13 protein-coding genes are annotated in these 14,935 nt (G+C 46.4%); 9 read left to right on the forward strand and 4 right to left on the reverse strand.

What is annotated here, in order from left to right; genetic code table 11:
- Window positions 1–148 precede the first annotated feature (148 nt).
- Window positions 149–1,762, forward strand: a complete 1,614-nt coding sequence (locus tag D0C36_RS15810; protein WP_117392566.1) for an IS630 family transposase — start codon at window positions 149–151, stop codon at window positions 1,760–1,762.
- Between the two features lie 62 nt (window positions 1,763–1,824).
- On the opposite strand, the gene D0C36_RS15815 is transcribed toward D0C36_RS15810, so the two are convergent.
- Both D0C36_RS15815 and D0C36_RS15820 read right to left on the reverse strand, forming a co-directional pair.
- The gene (locus tag D0C36_RS15815) at window positions 1,825–2,424 is read right to left on the reverse strand and encodes a hypothetical protein (protein ID WP_117392567.1); all 600 of its coding nucleotides are present in this window, start codon (window positions 2,422–2,424) and stop codon (window positions 1,825–1,827) included.
- Window positions 2,425–2,563: 139 nt separating this feature from the next.
- The gene (locus D0C36_RS15820; RefSeq protein WP_117392568.1) at window positions 2,564–3,490 is read right to left on the reverse strand and encodes a hypothetical protein; all 927 of its coding nucleotides are present in this window, start codon (window positions 3,488–3,490) and stop codon (window positions 2,564–2,566) included.
- Window positions 3,491–3,940: 450 nt separating this feature from the next.
- Here D0C36_RS15820 and D0C36_RS15830 point away from each other — a divergent pair, with 450 nt between their 5' ends.
- Window positions 3,941–5,626: a tetratricopeptide repeat-containing sensor histidine kinase gene (locus D0C36_RS15830; protein WP_117392570.1), complete on the forward strand. Its 1,686-nt coding sequence runs from the start codon at window positions 3,941–3,943 to the stop codon at window positions 5,624–5,626.
- A gap of 10 nt (window positions 5,627–5,636) precedes the next feature.
- The gene (locus D0C36_RS15835; protein WP_117392571.1) at window positions 5,637–6,296 is read left to right on the forward strand and encodes a helix-turn-helix domain-containing protein; all 660 of its coding nucleotides are present in this window, start codon (window positions 5,637–5,639) and stop codon (window positions 6,294–6,296) included.
- A 1-nt stretch (window position 6,297) separates the two neighbouring features.
- Here the strand turns inward: D0C36_RS15835 and D0C36_RS15840 are convergent, their stop codons facing one another.
- Window positions 6,298–6,531 (reverse strand): hypothetical protein, encoded by a 234-nt coding sequence (locus tag D0C36_RS15840; RefSeq protein ID WP_117392572.1) that lies wholly within the window; start codon window positions 6,529–6,531, stop codon window positions 6,298–6,300.
- Window positions 6,532–6,678 carry an RNA-binding protein gene (locus D0C36_RS15845; RefSeq protein WP_117392573.1) on the reverse strand — a complete coding sequence of 49 codons (147 nt, stop codon included), beginning with the start codon at window positions 6,676–6,678 and terminating at the stop codon, window positions 6,532–6,534.
- Window positions 6,679–6,780: 102 nt separating this feature from the next.
- Between D0C36_RS15845 and D0C36_RS15850 the strand changes: the two genes are divergently transcribed.
- The 6 genes from D0C36_RS15850 (at window position 6,781) to D0C36_RS15875 (ending at window position 14,930) form a co-directional block, all read left to right on the forward strand.
- Window positions 6,781–6,999 (forward strand): hypothetical protein, encoded by a 219-nt coding sequence (locus tag D0C36_RS15850; protein WP_199502037.1) that lies wholly within the window; start codon window positions 6,781–6,783, stop codon window positions 6,997–6,999.
- A gap of 189 nt (window positions 7,000–7,188) precedes the next feature.
- The gene (locus D0C36_RS15855) at window positions 7,189–9,081 is read left to right on the forward strand and encodes a phospholipase D-like domain-containing protein (protein ID WP_117392574.1); all 1,893 of its coding nucleotides are present in this window, start codon (window positions 7,189–7,191) and stop codon (window positions 9,079–9,081) included.
- Between the two features lie 6 nt (window positions 9,082–9,087).
- On the forward strand, window positions 9,088–9,975 hold the full coding sequence (locus D0C36_RS15860; protein WP_117392575.1) for a hypothetical protein: 888 nt from the start codon (window positions 9,088–9,090) through the stop codon (window positions 9,973–9,975).
- An 83-nt stretch (window positions 9,976–10,058) separates the two neighbouring features.
- On the forward strand, window positions 10,059–11,138 hold the full coding sequence (locus tag D0C36_RS15865; RefSeq protein WP_117392576.1) for a type I restriction endonuclease: 1,080 nt from the start codon (window positions 10,059–10,061) through the stop codon (window positions 11,136–11,138).
- 280 nt (window positions 11,139–11,418) lie between these two features.
- Window positions 11,419–11,745 (forward strand): SH3 domain-containing protein, encoded by a 327-nt coding sequence (locus tag D0C36_RS24955; RefSeq protein WP_117392577.1) that lies wholly within the window; start codon window positions 11,419–11,421, stop codon window positions 11,743–11,745.
- A gap of 326 nt (window positions 11,746–12,071) precedes the next feature.
- On the forward strand, window positions 12,072–14,930 hold the full coding sequence (locus tag D0C36_RS15875; protein ID WP_117392578.1) for an SMEK domain-containing protein: 2,859 nt from the start codon (window positions 12,072–12,074) through the stop codon (window positions 14,928–14,930).
- Window positions 14,931–14,935 lie beyond the last annotated feature (5 nt).

Here is a 14,935-nt window from a genome sequence, read left to right on the forward strand (position 1 = left end):
AAGAAATAATCGGGAGCAACTGACATCATCAAACCGTAAATATCTGTTTATTAATACCCGGCTCGCCGGTATGAAAACCCAGCGGTATAACATCTGGTAATGCAGCTTCTTTTAAGCAGCGGGGGCAGTCACAGATTCGGTGTTTCTTATGCCATGCAAACAAATTCATTGCCCGGCGGTAGCATTTAAAAACGCTGCGGATATGGTGCGGAATGTTCCCAATATTAAAGTATTTGCTTTGCGCCGGATGTTCATCGCCGGGAAGGTAAACAAGAGCGCGGCATCGAGGGAACTGGGTATTGACCGCCGTACTATATTCCGTTATTTCCGGGAGTTCAGCGAGATCAGAAAGCATTATCCGGAAAAGCTTTCAGACATGCATTTTTATATGCCCGGAGGCGACCGGTCCCACCGGCTGACCAGATTGTATCATCCTACGATCAGGCTTCTCCCCGAAGTGATCGCAGCCGAAAAGAGGCCGCGGCTGAGTGCGGTGTCAGCTTATCAGCATTATAAGCAGCTAATGCCGGAGGGCTATTCCTATTCAGCATTTAAGGACGTTTTATTCAAATATTGCAGGGAGAACAACATCAGCCTGATCTGTAACAAGATCATTCCTTTCATCAGCGTGGAGGATAAGGCAGTATTGGCCCGCTGGAGAAAGGGAAATGACCATCAACGCTGGCAGGTTGCGGTGGTGCTGGAAGCTGCACATACCCGGATATCCCTGCTCTATACGGTGAACAGAGTTGAATGCTGCTTCCGGACGGCTTTACGGTGGATCGATATTTACCAGCGTTCAGGACTCGCCGGATTTGAGCGAAGCTATACGGTAAACCCGGAAGTAAAAAGCCGCATGAAAGAAAAGATGGATAATGTGCTGCACCTGGTACAGCAAAGCCCTAAAATCTACGGTCTTCCCAAGACCTCGTGGACGACCAAAGAGCTCGCAGGGGTTTATGAGCAGGTGTATGGGAGTCCCATGTCTGCCGCGGCGGCGTCGGTTTATCTGCGAAAGCAGGGGATCAACACCCGCAGGGCGAAAGAGGTGCTCACCAGCCCGGATCCGCTTTTCAGGGAAAAGTTTGCAGCCATACAGGATATCCTGGCGCATCTTGGTCCTTCGGAACGCTTTTTCTCGATCGATGAGTATGGCCCGGCTTCGGTTCGTCCGAAAGGCGGACGGGCCCTGGCTTTGCCCGGCGGGCGTCCGGTTTTTGAACAGGTTCAAAAGGGCAAGGGCTGGTTCATTATGTTCGCTGCACTGGAATTATCGACCAATCAGGTATCTCATTTTTATACCAGGAAAAAGGATACGGCAGAAATGATCAGACTTATCGACCTGCTGGTCGGGCAATACAGGGATTGTGAAAAGCTTTACCTTTCCTGGGATGCGGTCAGCTTTCATGCTTCAAGGAAGTTATTGGCGCACATTGCGGAACTGAATTCACCAGCCTACCGCGCGCGGTGGCGGACGCCCGCGATCGGGGTCGCGCCGCTTCCGTCGAGCGCGCAGTTTTTAAATGTGATCGAATCGGTGTTTTCAGGGATGGCCCGTTCGGTGATCCATAACAGCGATTACCAAAGTCTGGAGGAATGTTGCCGGGCGATCGATGCGCATTTTGAAAAAAGGAACAGGTTCTTTAAGGACCATCCGCAAAAAGCAGGTAAAATGATCTGGGGGAAAGAGAAGGTCCCGGCGGTTTTTGATAAGTCAAATTTGTGCCGGTCCAGATCAGGAAATCACAAAAGCCGCTCCTGACCGGTTTGCGCCGGTTTCGGGATTCATGATCGGGGAAGGGTTTGGTGCGCATGCCTGCCGGCTCAGGCGGTTTGGCCGAATGTCGCCAGCAACTGCCCGCGAACCGCCGTCATGTTCTCTTGCATATGTTTATACACCGTTTCATAATGCCCGCAAAGCTCGAAAACGGCCATGTTGTACGCCGGATAAAGCATTTCCCTCGCTTCCGCTTCTGCTGTGCGAAGTTTATCGGAGAGATCGATGACGCGGATATAAAGCTGGTGCGAACGGCGGTTGGCCTGCTGGATCGCGTCAATGTCAAAGGGAAGGTCAAAATAGATATTGATCAGGTTATATTTCCAGTTGCCGCTCTTTAACTGCGCCTGATAGTTATCGAGGCGCTCCATTTCGCGCCTCATGTAGGCAAGGGTCTGTCCGCTCCGGTCGTCACCAAGGTTCTCCCAGTAATCAATGTTCTTGCGCATCATGGTCATCAGTTCAGCATTGATAAAGCAAAAATTTTCGCCGATCTCCGCTTTTTTGTTGCGGTATTCTTTTTCCAGTTCATCCTTCTTCTTCCGGTTGTCATTGATGTAGGCGAAAAAGCCGATCATCAGCTGGGAAAGCAGTGCACCGGCAAGACCGGCCAGGGCAGTAAGGGTGACCAGCATATTTTTGTCCATACACAAATATAACAAATTGCTAATAATATTAGCAATTTGTTATAGGAATATTACTGTTCAGATTAATCGATGCATTGAAGATCCTTCAAAAGACCGGACGTTACAGATTTCTCACAAGAATTTAAATAGTTGACTATAGTCAGTTCGCGGTAAGCGTGTTTTTAGCTTTTGTGGCGGAATCTGCCGTCAGGTATTTTGCCTGCATGTATGGCGTCAGCACCTTCAGCCTCCGGTTTGACCAGACGGGGTGCATACCGCTGTCGGTAAAAAGCTCGAGTTGCCGGTTGGATTTGAAGTACCAGAGTTTACCCACGGATGCGGCGGTAACGGTATCCGGCCGCATGATCTTTTTAAATTGCCGGATCTTCCGGTCATCTGCCGCATAGAGGGTGCTGCCGGGTACAGGGACGGCGCAGGAGGCGGCCTTGTAGGCTTCGCCGTTCCAGTACATGCATGGCCGGCTCTTTTCGATGATCAGCCAGCCGGCGCCGACCAGCATAAGCAGGACGGTTGTACCGGTGATCCCTATCCTTTTTCTTTTCTTTAGCCACGTGATCATGCGCGGGATGATCCCTGTTTCTTCAGTCTCCTGACCGGGTTTTTTTCCGTTGTCCGTAATACGCTCCGGCCCGAGCAGCCAGGCCAGCAGTTCATAATGCTTTTCTTCCGGCTCAAAAGCCTTATCTCTTAAAAGGTCTACGGTAGGGCGGAAACGATCATGGTCAATGCTGTCGACCCCTGTCTTAAAATCCCCCTGATGATTTTTTTTAAAGAATGCCTTCAGTATGATCGCTCCTTCTGCCCGGACAGATAAGTGGTAAAGCCGGATACATTCTCTTTTAATGCCGGAAGGCACAGGCGGATCGAGGTTCGTTGGAAGGGTCCCTGCTGCCTTTCTTTTTTTGTATTCGGCTAACAGGCCGGCTTTTTCCTGGTCGGTCATGATGTAAAGGTCGTACGATGAAGTTAGCGGTTTTTGCGGGAATCCGCAAAGGCGGCTGATCGCCGGTGCGGAATACAGCGGAATAGGGCGGAATACGCTTGTATTGAGGGTTTTAACGCCCATATCTTTGCTTTCGAAATCAACAAAGATCCCCGCCGGCCGTCGGGGGCAGTGCACACGATGATCTCAACAGGAACGATACCTGTGGTGGCAGCGACCCGGTTTGGGAAGCGGCAAGCCGCTTCCGCAGGTAAAGTTCTACTTCCCAAAAAAAGCTGCAGGGGAGGAGCCTCTGCAGGGTTTGCTTCAGGTTAGCCGGATCTCCGGCAGCCGGGAGCGCATTGATCAACCCTTTAACTTTTTTTGACATGATACAACTGATCATCGCGCTATGTTTAGCGCTTGGAACACCTGCGCCCGGTGGCGTGAGTACACAGGACGCGCCGACCGGCGGACAAACGACACAGACGCCGCCACCGCCGCCGCCGCCGCCACCACACGGTGTATAACCTGACAGGGCAGAAGCAATTCTGCCCTGTTGTTTTATAGTGCAGGATGTCTTAGTTTAGAGGAGTGAACCTTCCCTTTGCCCGTATATTGCTCCCTTTTATATTACCGCTGCTCTGGTGCCTGTGTTCCTGCGGCAATAAGGTGCCTGAAAGTGGGACGGCTTATGCGGGTGCCGACCATTCCAGGGCCTGGAAGTTCTATCAGCAGGGTCAGCCGGACAGTGCATTCTTCTATTATGCAAAGGCTGCAGCCGGTACAAAGGACAGTTCGGTACTGGCGGGCATCTATATCACGATGGCCATTATCCAGAGTGATAAAGGTGATTACTTCGGGAGCGAGGAAACTGCGGTCAAATCGCTTCAGTATTTCAGGGCGGGTGATCCTTATCTGCCTGCGGTCTACAACACGATCGCGATCAATAAATACAAATTAAAAGACTTTGCGTCGGCGGTGACCTGGTACCGCAGGGCGGTCACGGGGACTGCTGATCCGCTGAACCGCTTATACTACGAAAGTAACCTTGGCGTGACACTGACGGAGATGGGCAAGTATGATACCGCGATAGTGGTCTTCCGTAAAGTAATGGATGCCCCGCTGATCCGTAAGCGTCCGGAAAAATATGCGCAGGCTTTGGATAATTATGCCTGGGCAAGATCGAAGCGGTATCCTGCCGAAGCTCTTTCCCCGTTGTTGCTGAAGGCTTTGTCCATCCGGCTGAAACTGAAGGACGAATGGGGACAGAATGCCAGTTATGCCCACCTGTCGGATCATTTCGGGCAGCGGGAGCCGGTCCGGGCCTTGGCTTATGCGCGGTTGATGTACGGGGTGGCTGCTAAACTGCAGAGTCCGGATGACCGGCTGGAAGCGCTGCAAAAGCTGGTGCGGCTCAGCCCGGAAAAAGAATCGAGGTTTTATTTCGGGGTGTATACCCGTTTGCAGGACAGTCTTTGGCTGGCCAGGAGTGCGGCCAGGAACCAGTTCGCGGTGATCCGCTATGAGGCGGTGAAAGCGAAGGCAGATAACCTGAACCTGCAGAAGAACAATACAGAGCAGCGTTTCCGGCTGCTGCGGCAGCAGTTCATCTTGTATGGCCTGCTGGTGATCATCGCGGTCTCCGCTGTGCTGATAATGGGTTTTATCCGGCGGCGTCAGGCGCGTTTGCGCCGCGAAGCTGCGGAGCGGTTGCGTGCGCAACAACTGAGAACGGCCAAGCGGGTACACGATGTGCTGGCGAATGACCTGTACCGGATCATGTCGGACTTGGATAACGGCACGGCAGGTGATCCGGCTGAGCTGGCCGATCGCCTGGAGGTCCTTTATGAGCGGGCGCGTGACCTGAGTTATGAGGATGAGCCGGTGCCACTGGCGCATTTTGAGCTGCACCTGGCGGCTATGCTGGTCTCTTTTGGGACGGAGCGGACGCGGGTATTGCCGGACAACTGTACAAAGGCTTTCTGGGAGGGAACCACGGATGTGGTCCGGCAGGAGGTATCGCTGGTCTTGCAGGAGCTGATGGTGAACATGCGCAAGCACAGCGGGGCGACGCTGGTGACGGTGGCTTTTCAACGATCCGGGAAAGCCTGTTTGGTGATCTATACGGATAACGGGATGGGGATGCCGGCGACATCCCGTAAGGGCAACGGGATCAGCCATACGGAAAACCGCATGTCAGCTATCGGCGGCAATATTATCTTTGAGACCGGCCGGGAAAATGGCTTGCAGGTGCAATTGTCTTTTTCCGCGGCTTAATCTTAACCTTATGATTGGAAAAGTCCTGATCGCTGAAGATCATGAATCTGCGAATATTTCTGTGCGGAAGACCATGGATGACCTGGGCCTGCCGCATATCCATGCGTACTACTGTGATGATGCGTTGAATATGATCCGTCTGGCGCTGAAGGAAAACGAACCTTATCATTTACTGATCACGGACCTGTCTTTCGAGGAGGATGGCTCCCCGCAGCATTTGAAAAGCGGGGAGGAACTGATCCTGGCGGCGCGGGCTATCCAGCCGGAGCTGAAAGTGCTGGTGTTTTCGGGTGAACAGCGTCCGGCGGTGATCGGCAGGTTGTTCAGCGAGCTACAGATCGATGGTTATGTGCGGAAAGCGCGGCACGATGCCGAGCACCTGCGTTCGGCGATCGCGATGATCGGGCAGCACCGGCGTTATCTGCCGGAAGGCTACAGGCAGTCGATCCGGCAGGTGGCGGATGCGCTGACGGACTATGAGCGGGCGATCATCCGTCAGCTGGCGGGGGGGATGCTGCAAAAACAATTGCCGGACTGGCTGGCGGCGCAGGGGATGCAGAATGCGAGCCTGCGCAGTGTGGAAAAGGCACTGAACCGGGCCAGGACGCTACTGGAGGTTTCCAATAACCAGCAGCTGGTAGCCTATTGCAAGGATGCCGGGCTGATCTGATCTAAATGCTTGTCCTTCTGGGGTGTTTGGGTCTTTCGGTTGCGGTCCTGTCGATCCTGGGGGAGATGCGGATGGCTTTGGCAGGTGGCGTAACGATTCGTTCGGGCGTTTGCGGCGCGATCTGCGGGGTAGCTTCCGGCTTATCCGGGTTGACGTTGACGGTGAGCCGGCGGCCGTTCATTTCTTTGCTGTCCAGTTCAACGGCGGCATGCTTTGCCCCTTCACTTTCTTTCATTTATATAAAAGCATAGCCTTTACATTTTTTGGTTTTTTTATCGCGTACGATCTTGATGGTGTCAATGTCGCCGTATGGGGCGATGAGGGTGGCGAGTTCCAGCTCGGTGATCCCGAGCGGGAAGCCGCTGACAAAAAGTTTTTTCATAGGTAAGCGGCAAACTTACAAATAAGTTTTGTGCCGTGCGGTTTCCCGCAAAAATAGGTGGTGAGGTGCGGGTAACTTTGGGATATAATCAAACGATAGCTTATGAAACTGATCATCCTTCACATCTTCGCCGGCATGCTCCTGTCATTCGGGGGCGGTAACACGGGCAATACAGTGTATGTCTGTGAAAGTCCTAATGCGAAGCGCTACCACCTGAATGAGCATTGCCGCGGGCTGAGTAACTGCACCTACAGGATCATTAAAGTAACGCCGGAGCAGGCAAAAAAAGGCGGTAAAACGCTTTGCCGCTGGGAGGACTAAAATATTATTACCTAAACCTTATCATAATAAATCATGAACAGGTATAAATATCCGGTCAGTAGGTTCGTCAGACAGGAAATGGCCTGTCAAATCGAAGACCTGTAAACGATGTGCCTGATCATTGATATTAAAATTTCGTTCAACAGAAATAACCTAAACTAACCTCATCAAACCTTACAGCAGATCGCTATGAACGATATCATTACAAACGGCTCGGAGATCAAAAGAAGGATCCTTCAGGAATTGAACAGCTCAAAGCAATCTTTAAGGTTAGCGATGGCCTGGTTCACCGACCGGGATATCGCGAATGCCTTTATTGAAGCGAAGAAAAGGAATGTCGATGTCGATATTATTCTATCATCAAATGCGCAGAACGAGACGGTAAAGCAAATGTTTCTTGCAGCAGGTATAACATTACATGCTTTTGAAACAGGGGATGAAAGAGGGATGATGCATCATAAGTTTTGTTTGATAGACAATAGGATCACGATCAATGGTTCATATAACTATTCATACAATGCAAGTAATAATAACGTTGAAAATGTGCATCTGTCAGATGAGCCCGGGATATACAGACAATTCATGACAGAGTTCGACAGGTTAAAGTATAACATCGATAACCGGATACCTTTGGGCGAAGAAGCACCTTTACAGAAGCCAGTGACCGAGGAGCCGCAGCCTGATAATGGAAGCGAGTCCTTTACCAAACAACTGCATAATCTGGTTTACCTGGCGGCGGAAATTGATACGGAACAGTACAAGACAATGGGATTTCAAAAGTCCGCTGAGAGTCTAGGAAGCGTTCCGATCTTCAAGGCAGAGTATCATAACATCAAAGAGCAAGTGGGTTTGTATGCTGTTGACGATAGTTTGGGCAGTAAAAAAAGTGTACTGAGCTCTAATATCCAAACAGCATTTGAAAGTAGAAAAGCTAATCTGGAATTAGATAAATCGAACCTGATTCAATCGATAAAGAATTCTGATGAGATAGAGCAACGCCATATTAACCAGGAAATTTCGCGTCTGCATGCTGAAAAAAATATTTATGAATTCGGCAACCAAAATGTAGGTGAAAAGGGACTTATTCATATCAATAAGGAGATAGAATTAAACAAACTGGAACAGAGAAATTTAGAAGAATTGCTGATTGTGAAGCCCTTTGCGACGCCAGGTAACATACTGGTCTCTGTATTTCTGGCGATTTGCCTGTTTTACTTGTCTGTTTTTTTTGCTTCGGCGCTTTATAAAGTGTTTTTTGAAGGGAATAACATCAGAACGCTTCTTAAATCCGGACAGCTTCCTCCGCTGCCACAACTGGTAGACGCGAATGCGATCATCAAGATCTTTAAAGAACAGGGCGTCTTGTTCGGGTTGATCTCCGGACTTATCTTTTTATTTCCATTGTCACTGACCAATATGAAGATCCTGGGAAGTGAAAAAAGTTGGGTGAATACGCTTTGCTTTTGGATAGGCCTCGGGGTATTTGACATATTGGTGTCGGCTATGGTGGCTGTCAATACAGATAAAATTCAATCGCTTATAAAAGGAGACGATTCAACGATGCAGCTTTGGGAGGTGGTCAAGCAAGGCGAATTTTATCTGATTTTCGTATTCGGAATGCTTCCGTTATTTATTACGCACTACCTGATAGAATATGTTACGAAAGCATACCGGGAATCGAGAAGGGAGATCGTTGATTCGGGTAAAACCAGGATGCTGCAGATGCTGGCTAAAGACCTTCTGGAATTAGTTACACTACAGGAGATATTAAAAGGGAAGATCAGTGCTACGGAGAGTGCCATAAAACTATTGGAAGTGAAAATTTCGGCAATCGAGGTGAAAATTAATAATGAGCTGAATCAACTTGAGATGAGGTATGGTCAGTTCCACCAGGATATCAAAGCAATATTTGATGATTACAACGCGAAGATCACCAGCGGTAAGATCTTTACGGAGGTTATTCTGATGAGTATCATCTCGGCCTTTAAGACCGGGTTTATCGATTTTCTGCCAAGATATTACGCGGCTGATGAAGTGGCCAACAGGGTCGCGGAAATCGAACTATCCATTTCGGAAAACTAATTGACGATGAAAAAGATCATACTATTTGTGCTGTCCACAGTTGCTGGAATATCTGGCTATTCACAGGGTACTGTTACCATTAAAAATTTTACTTACCAGAATATCATCATTCTTGCTGACCTGTCCAGCCGGACAAAAAGTGCAAAATTTCCGCAGAAAGATACGGCGGTCATCCGTCAGCTGGTTTCCTATTTCAAAAATGATTGTGTCATGCCCGGCAAAAAAATCGGTGATAATTCCAGTATCTCCTTTTCTCCGTTCTCGCTTCCTGAAGGTAGGACAATCGATTTGGAAAGTTTTAGAGACCTGGGCGACAAACAGCGTTTTATCAATTCGAAAGGTAAGTATAAGAACGCGGGATTGCAGCGTAAACTTGATGACCTGGAGGGTTTCGCTAGGATGCAGTACAAGACAGTTTCTAATCCGGGTATGGACCTGATCAGTTTATTGATCGAAAGGATCGAAGGCGGCGGGCTAATTAAAAAGGATCATTCTGTTACGATAGGAGATGAAATTACCAGGACCCATTTTAGTAATCATATCTATATTTTGACGGACGGATACCTGGAGTTTAAGTTCGCTGGTAATCCGAGCAATGAGTATTATTTCGGCGTTCCTCAGATTGAAAAGCTTAGAAAGTTTTGTGTGGCGAAAGGATTAACCCCGGGTAAAGCACTGGAGGCTAACAGCTCTTTGGGATTAAAAGGTTATGCAAGTACATACAACCGGCTTATTGACCTTCATGTTTTAGAGACAGCAGAGCGGGACAAAGATTTAATTTACTTAACCTACAGTCATCCCAAAGGACTGAGAGATAATGAGATATTAGAAGCAGTCTGGCGTAAATGGGCCAAGGACAGTGGTTTCAGAAGCCTGGAATGGAAGAAATATTGAGCAGCCTATTTCATGCAGAAATCCGCATGAATAACAGGTCGTTCCCAGGTATAATAGTTAAATAAAACTTTAGAATAATGACAATGGACTTCAAAGACGAAGTGCTGCAACTTGCCAGCCGCGTCGAAAAATTACTGCCGCAAATCAAAACCGAAGAAGCGACTAAAAATGCACTGATCATGCCATTCATAAAGGTATTGGGTTATGATGTATTCAATCCCTTTGAGGTCAACCCGGAGTTTATCGCAGATATCGGTATCAAAAAAGGGGAAAAGGTTGATTATGCGATCATGAAGGAAGGGGAGCCTGCAATACTCGTAGAGTGTAAGCACCACCTGGAAAAACTGGATCCGCATAATTCGCAGTTGTTCCGATATTTCCACACGACAAAGGCAAAGTTCGGGCTGCTGACCAACGGTTTGAATTATCGTTTCTACACCGACCTGGTGGAAACGAACAAGATGGATAGCTCGCCATTTTTTGAGTTCAATATCACCGAGATCAAAGAGGCGGATATGATTGAACTTAAAAAGTTCCATAAGTCTTATTTTGATGTCGATAGTATCACGAATACGGCAAGTGAGCTGAAATATTTGAACGAGCTTAAGAATTTGATTAACCGGGAATTGCTGGCGCCCTCCGAAGGATTTATCACCTTTTTTGCGAGGCAGGTGTATTCGGGACAGGTAACGGCGAAGGTGAAAGAGCAGTTCGGGCCGATCATCAAGCGTTCGTTTGGTTCGCTGATCAGTGATGCGATCAATGAGCGCCTGAAGTCAGCTTTGAACCAGGAGAAGCAGTTAGAGGTCGCAGAGGCCGTGAAGCAGGATGGAACTGTGGCTGCTGCAGAAACGGAGACCGGCATAGTGACTACCGAAGAGGAGCTGGAAGGTTTCTATATTGTCAAGTCGCTGCTGCGCCAGCATGTGGATGCAATGCGGGTAACTTACCGGGATGCCTTGTCTTATTTCGCCATCTTGCTGGATGATAATAACCGGAAAACAATCTGTCGCTTGTACTTTAACGGGGTTAAGAAATACCTGGTGGTGCTGGATGAGGCGAGAAAAGAGGTGAAGTTCGAGGTGAAGTCGCTTGATGAGATCTACCAATATGGTGAGCAGTTGCTTGAGGTGATCGCCAGGTTGGAAAAAGGGAAGAATTAGAATTTTACAAAAATATTTAACCATTCATCGTTGATACGAATATGGCATCATGTTTTAAGTGCGGGGCCGGTGGTTCCAGTTACCGGAGAACGGTGCAAACGGGTAGTTCGAGGAGCATCTATTCTGGTAAACGGACAAGTAGTCGGACAACAACACATTACGGGATGAAAACCTTATGTGAAAGTTGCGCTTACGAACAGGATCTGGGAAGTGCTTACGGGTTCCTTTTTATCCAGATATTGATCGCTGTGGTGTTGATGTATTTTATTTTTAGATCGTAATGGACTGGGGGAAGATTAAGAGAGTGCGCAGATACGCCTATTTGCTTATATTGGTAAATATTGCATTAGGGTATTTGCTCTTTAAGCGGTCGGAAGGACGTAAGATATCGGCGACAACAGTCGAAGATCGAACGAATGCCCATATAGTCGCCAGGAGGGGAGTGAAGTTGAGAGTCGGGCCTGATGCGGGTTCCGGATCGATAGCAACTATTGCTGATAAGGAAAGAGTGACCGTAGTTGGTGACAGTTTAACGAACGGTTGGATGGAGGTGGTCTATCAGGATCAGCAGGGATGGGTTTGGGGGGATTATGTGGAAGTAGAATAGTTATTTCGGCAATGTTTTGAAACATTATCAAACCTTATGATGCTGAGTAGAAGATATTAAATTAATATTCGGTTACATTGCACATAATCAACACGCTCAGAGAGGCCTAAATTCTATACGCAGGTTGTTAATTTTTGACAAATTGAATATGGGTGTTTTGGCTTTAGTAGGAGTATAAATTGTAGAACCATTAGCAAAAGTTTTGATAAGCCAGTTGATGAAAATAATCGTGAGCTGTAAATAATAATCTGGAGAAGGATTTCAGACAATGATTTGCTAAACCAAATAGGACATCGTATTTTAACTTATTCTTTTCATCAAACCCAATGTCAAATCACAATAAACTGCTGGTCTCTATAAGAGACTACCTAAGCCGGTTCCAATTGCAGGTCAAAATAGCGACAGCGAATTCGGAATACGATATTAACCACCACGCAGAAAATATTCTCGTCCCATTGCTCAATATTGTTTTTGACAGCAAACTCAGAAATGCTAATGACAGCGAGAAAAAACACTTTGAAAGTATAGATCTTATCGATGATCAGATCGCCAGGATAGGCGTTCAGGTGACCGCCACAAATTCAATTGAAAAAGTAAAGAGCACGCTTTCGAAGTTTTTAAAGTACGGACATGATAAACATATAGATAAACTGTACGTCTATATATTAACGGAAAAACAAAGAAACTATTCCCAGTTGATCGTTGACGGCATCTCCAGTGGGAAGACACTTTTCAATAACAAAGAACAGATTATAGACGCGACCGATCTTTATGGGCTGATAAAACGTCTCAATGATGTTAAAAAGTTTCAGGCGATCAATGATCTGCTGGAACAAGAATTCTCGGACCTGAACATCGCCAATGATTTTAACTATTCTGATTTTGCCGGTTTTAAAGCGTCTTACACAGAAAAATGCCTTAATAATTTTTCTAGACTGAACTTTTTTGGGTTATCAGTTAACAGAAGCCGCCCGCGTGAGGTGGAACTTTATGAACTTTTCGTGCCGCCCCATTTTAGAAATATAGGCGTCAGCGGAGCCACGAAGGATTGGATAGAATTGGAATATACTTTTCCAAAAATAGATTTTGTCGGTATCGAGGAATTTAAAACCATTGATCTTAATATTTTTGAAAAATTAGCAGCAGGGGATTTTGCAGGCGGCTTTAATACAGACACTATTCATGAAAGGATTTACAGGGACGGATTCATGGATTATGGCCTGAAAGATCTGTTCAGCAAAAGCCAGCACACCGTGCTCTTGGGAAACCCGGGTGCAGGAAAGTCATCGATAATCAAGTATTCTATTTGTAAGATCTTGGAAAATGATGAAACCGTATTTTCGAATGAAGATATCTACAGGTTCATCCCTTTTCGAATTGAGCTTCATAAGTATAATCAGGTCAAGATAGCACATGGGATAAGCTTTGCAGAATTTCTGGTTAAGATTCTAGCAAGTGAATTTCAGACAAATATAAGCCTGGACAGAGTGATAAAAATACTGACTTACTTTCCATGTCTGGTATTCTTTGACGGTATCGATGAAATATTTGATATACAGGAAAGAATAGGCGTGCGCAATGATATACAGAATTTCGCAACCACCTATCCGGATGTGAAAGTAGTCGTTACCAGCCGTTATGAATCTTATGAGGAGGTCTCTTTTGATAAGTTCTACAGGCTTGAGGTAAAGAACTTCAACCAGGAACAATTAGTAGACTACGTCAGGAAATGGTACAATCAGGAAGAAACCGACCTCAATCGCAGGGAGCAGGAAATTGCAGGTTGTATCGCGCAGCTAGCGAACGTAGACAAGGAGTTGAAATATAATCCCTTACTGTTGTCTTTAATACTGATACTTTACCGCAATGAATTGGAACTCCCTACCAATAAGTTAAGCATTTACGAAGGTTGTACCAATACCATAGTCGAACACAGGGATGAAAAGGAGAAAAAGCTGAAATTCAATCTGGCTATACATAACAAGGCATCTGTATTCTCTGCCATCGCATTCTGGCAATTCGATAGTTCAAACAGAAGCATCACCAATTCAGCAGTACAACTTCATTTAAAAAGATACTTGATTGAAAACGGCGAAATCGAAGATGAACATCAGGCAGATAAGGCAGCAACGGAGTTCCTGGAATTTGCAAAGCTGCGTTCGATCTATTTTGAAAATAAATTTACCCATAAAACCTTTTTGGAGTATTTCACTGCCTACTACATTTTTACCAAGTACTACATTGGAAACAGCCAGGAACGCTTTACCGAAATATTGAGCAAGAACCTGGGACTGTCTTCCTGGGCGGTTGTTTTGGAACTGCTGGTGTGTAAAGTCGATCAGAATATCGGCGGTCCCAAATTATTTAGAAAGATCATCGATGAGCAACTTGCCGAAAATAAAAACGATGCCTTATTGTTTTTCCTTCAAATTTTAAAGTATCTGACGAATATAAATGAGAAGACTGTTGTTGATCTGATTATTCTTGCCATCCAGAATTGTTTTGCAGAAAAGTTCCCCTTGAAAGAAAGCAAGATCGTACATAAGCCCGTACTCTTTGAATGTTTGGTTACTATTTACGCCGTTCCTCGGTTTAAGGCTTTTTTCTTCCGTGTACTGGAAGTTTTGGTTGGGGAAAATACTTTGAGTAATAGCCAATTATTTTCTTTCATTGATGAGTTTTCGAACGCGGTAAACAGCGATGAGCCAACTGTTTTTCTGGAAGGACTAATCAATGCCGAAGAATCACCAAGACGTTTCTTTTTTAAGAACCTGAGACATATCCAAAAAAGCTACTTATCTTATTTAAAGGAATTTGTCGAACGCTTTGGTGTTAAACAACTGAAAGACGTATATCAGTCAAGTTTCGACCTGCCGTTATTCTTTGGACAACACTCTTTTAACTGGATCTTAAGTTTCGTTGTTTCTGCTCCACCGGTTGATTGCGAGAAACAATACATGAAATTGAGAGATATCGGCTTGTCACAGTCAGAGATCAGGAATACTTTAGCCCGTAACTTTTTAAGTAAGCCTGAACTGGAGCCATATGCGAAGTTATTGATCGGTTTGCCTAAATCCGGTTTCCGGGATTTCGTAAAGACAATGGTCAAATCATACAAACAGATGCCGGATGAATCCGGGGTGAAGTTTTATGATACTTTCTACACTAAGTATAAAAACAGGTGAATATT

It is taken from the genome of Mucilaginibacter conchicola (assembly GCF_003432115.1).
Taxonomy (GTDB): Bacteria; Bacteroidota; Bacteroidia; order Sphingobacteriales; family Sphingobacteriaceae; genus Mucilaginibacter; species Mucilaginibacter conchicola.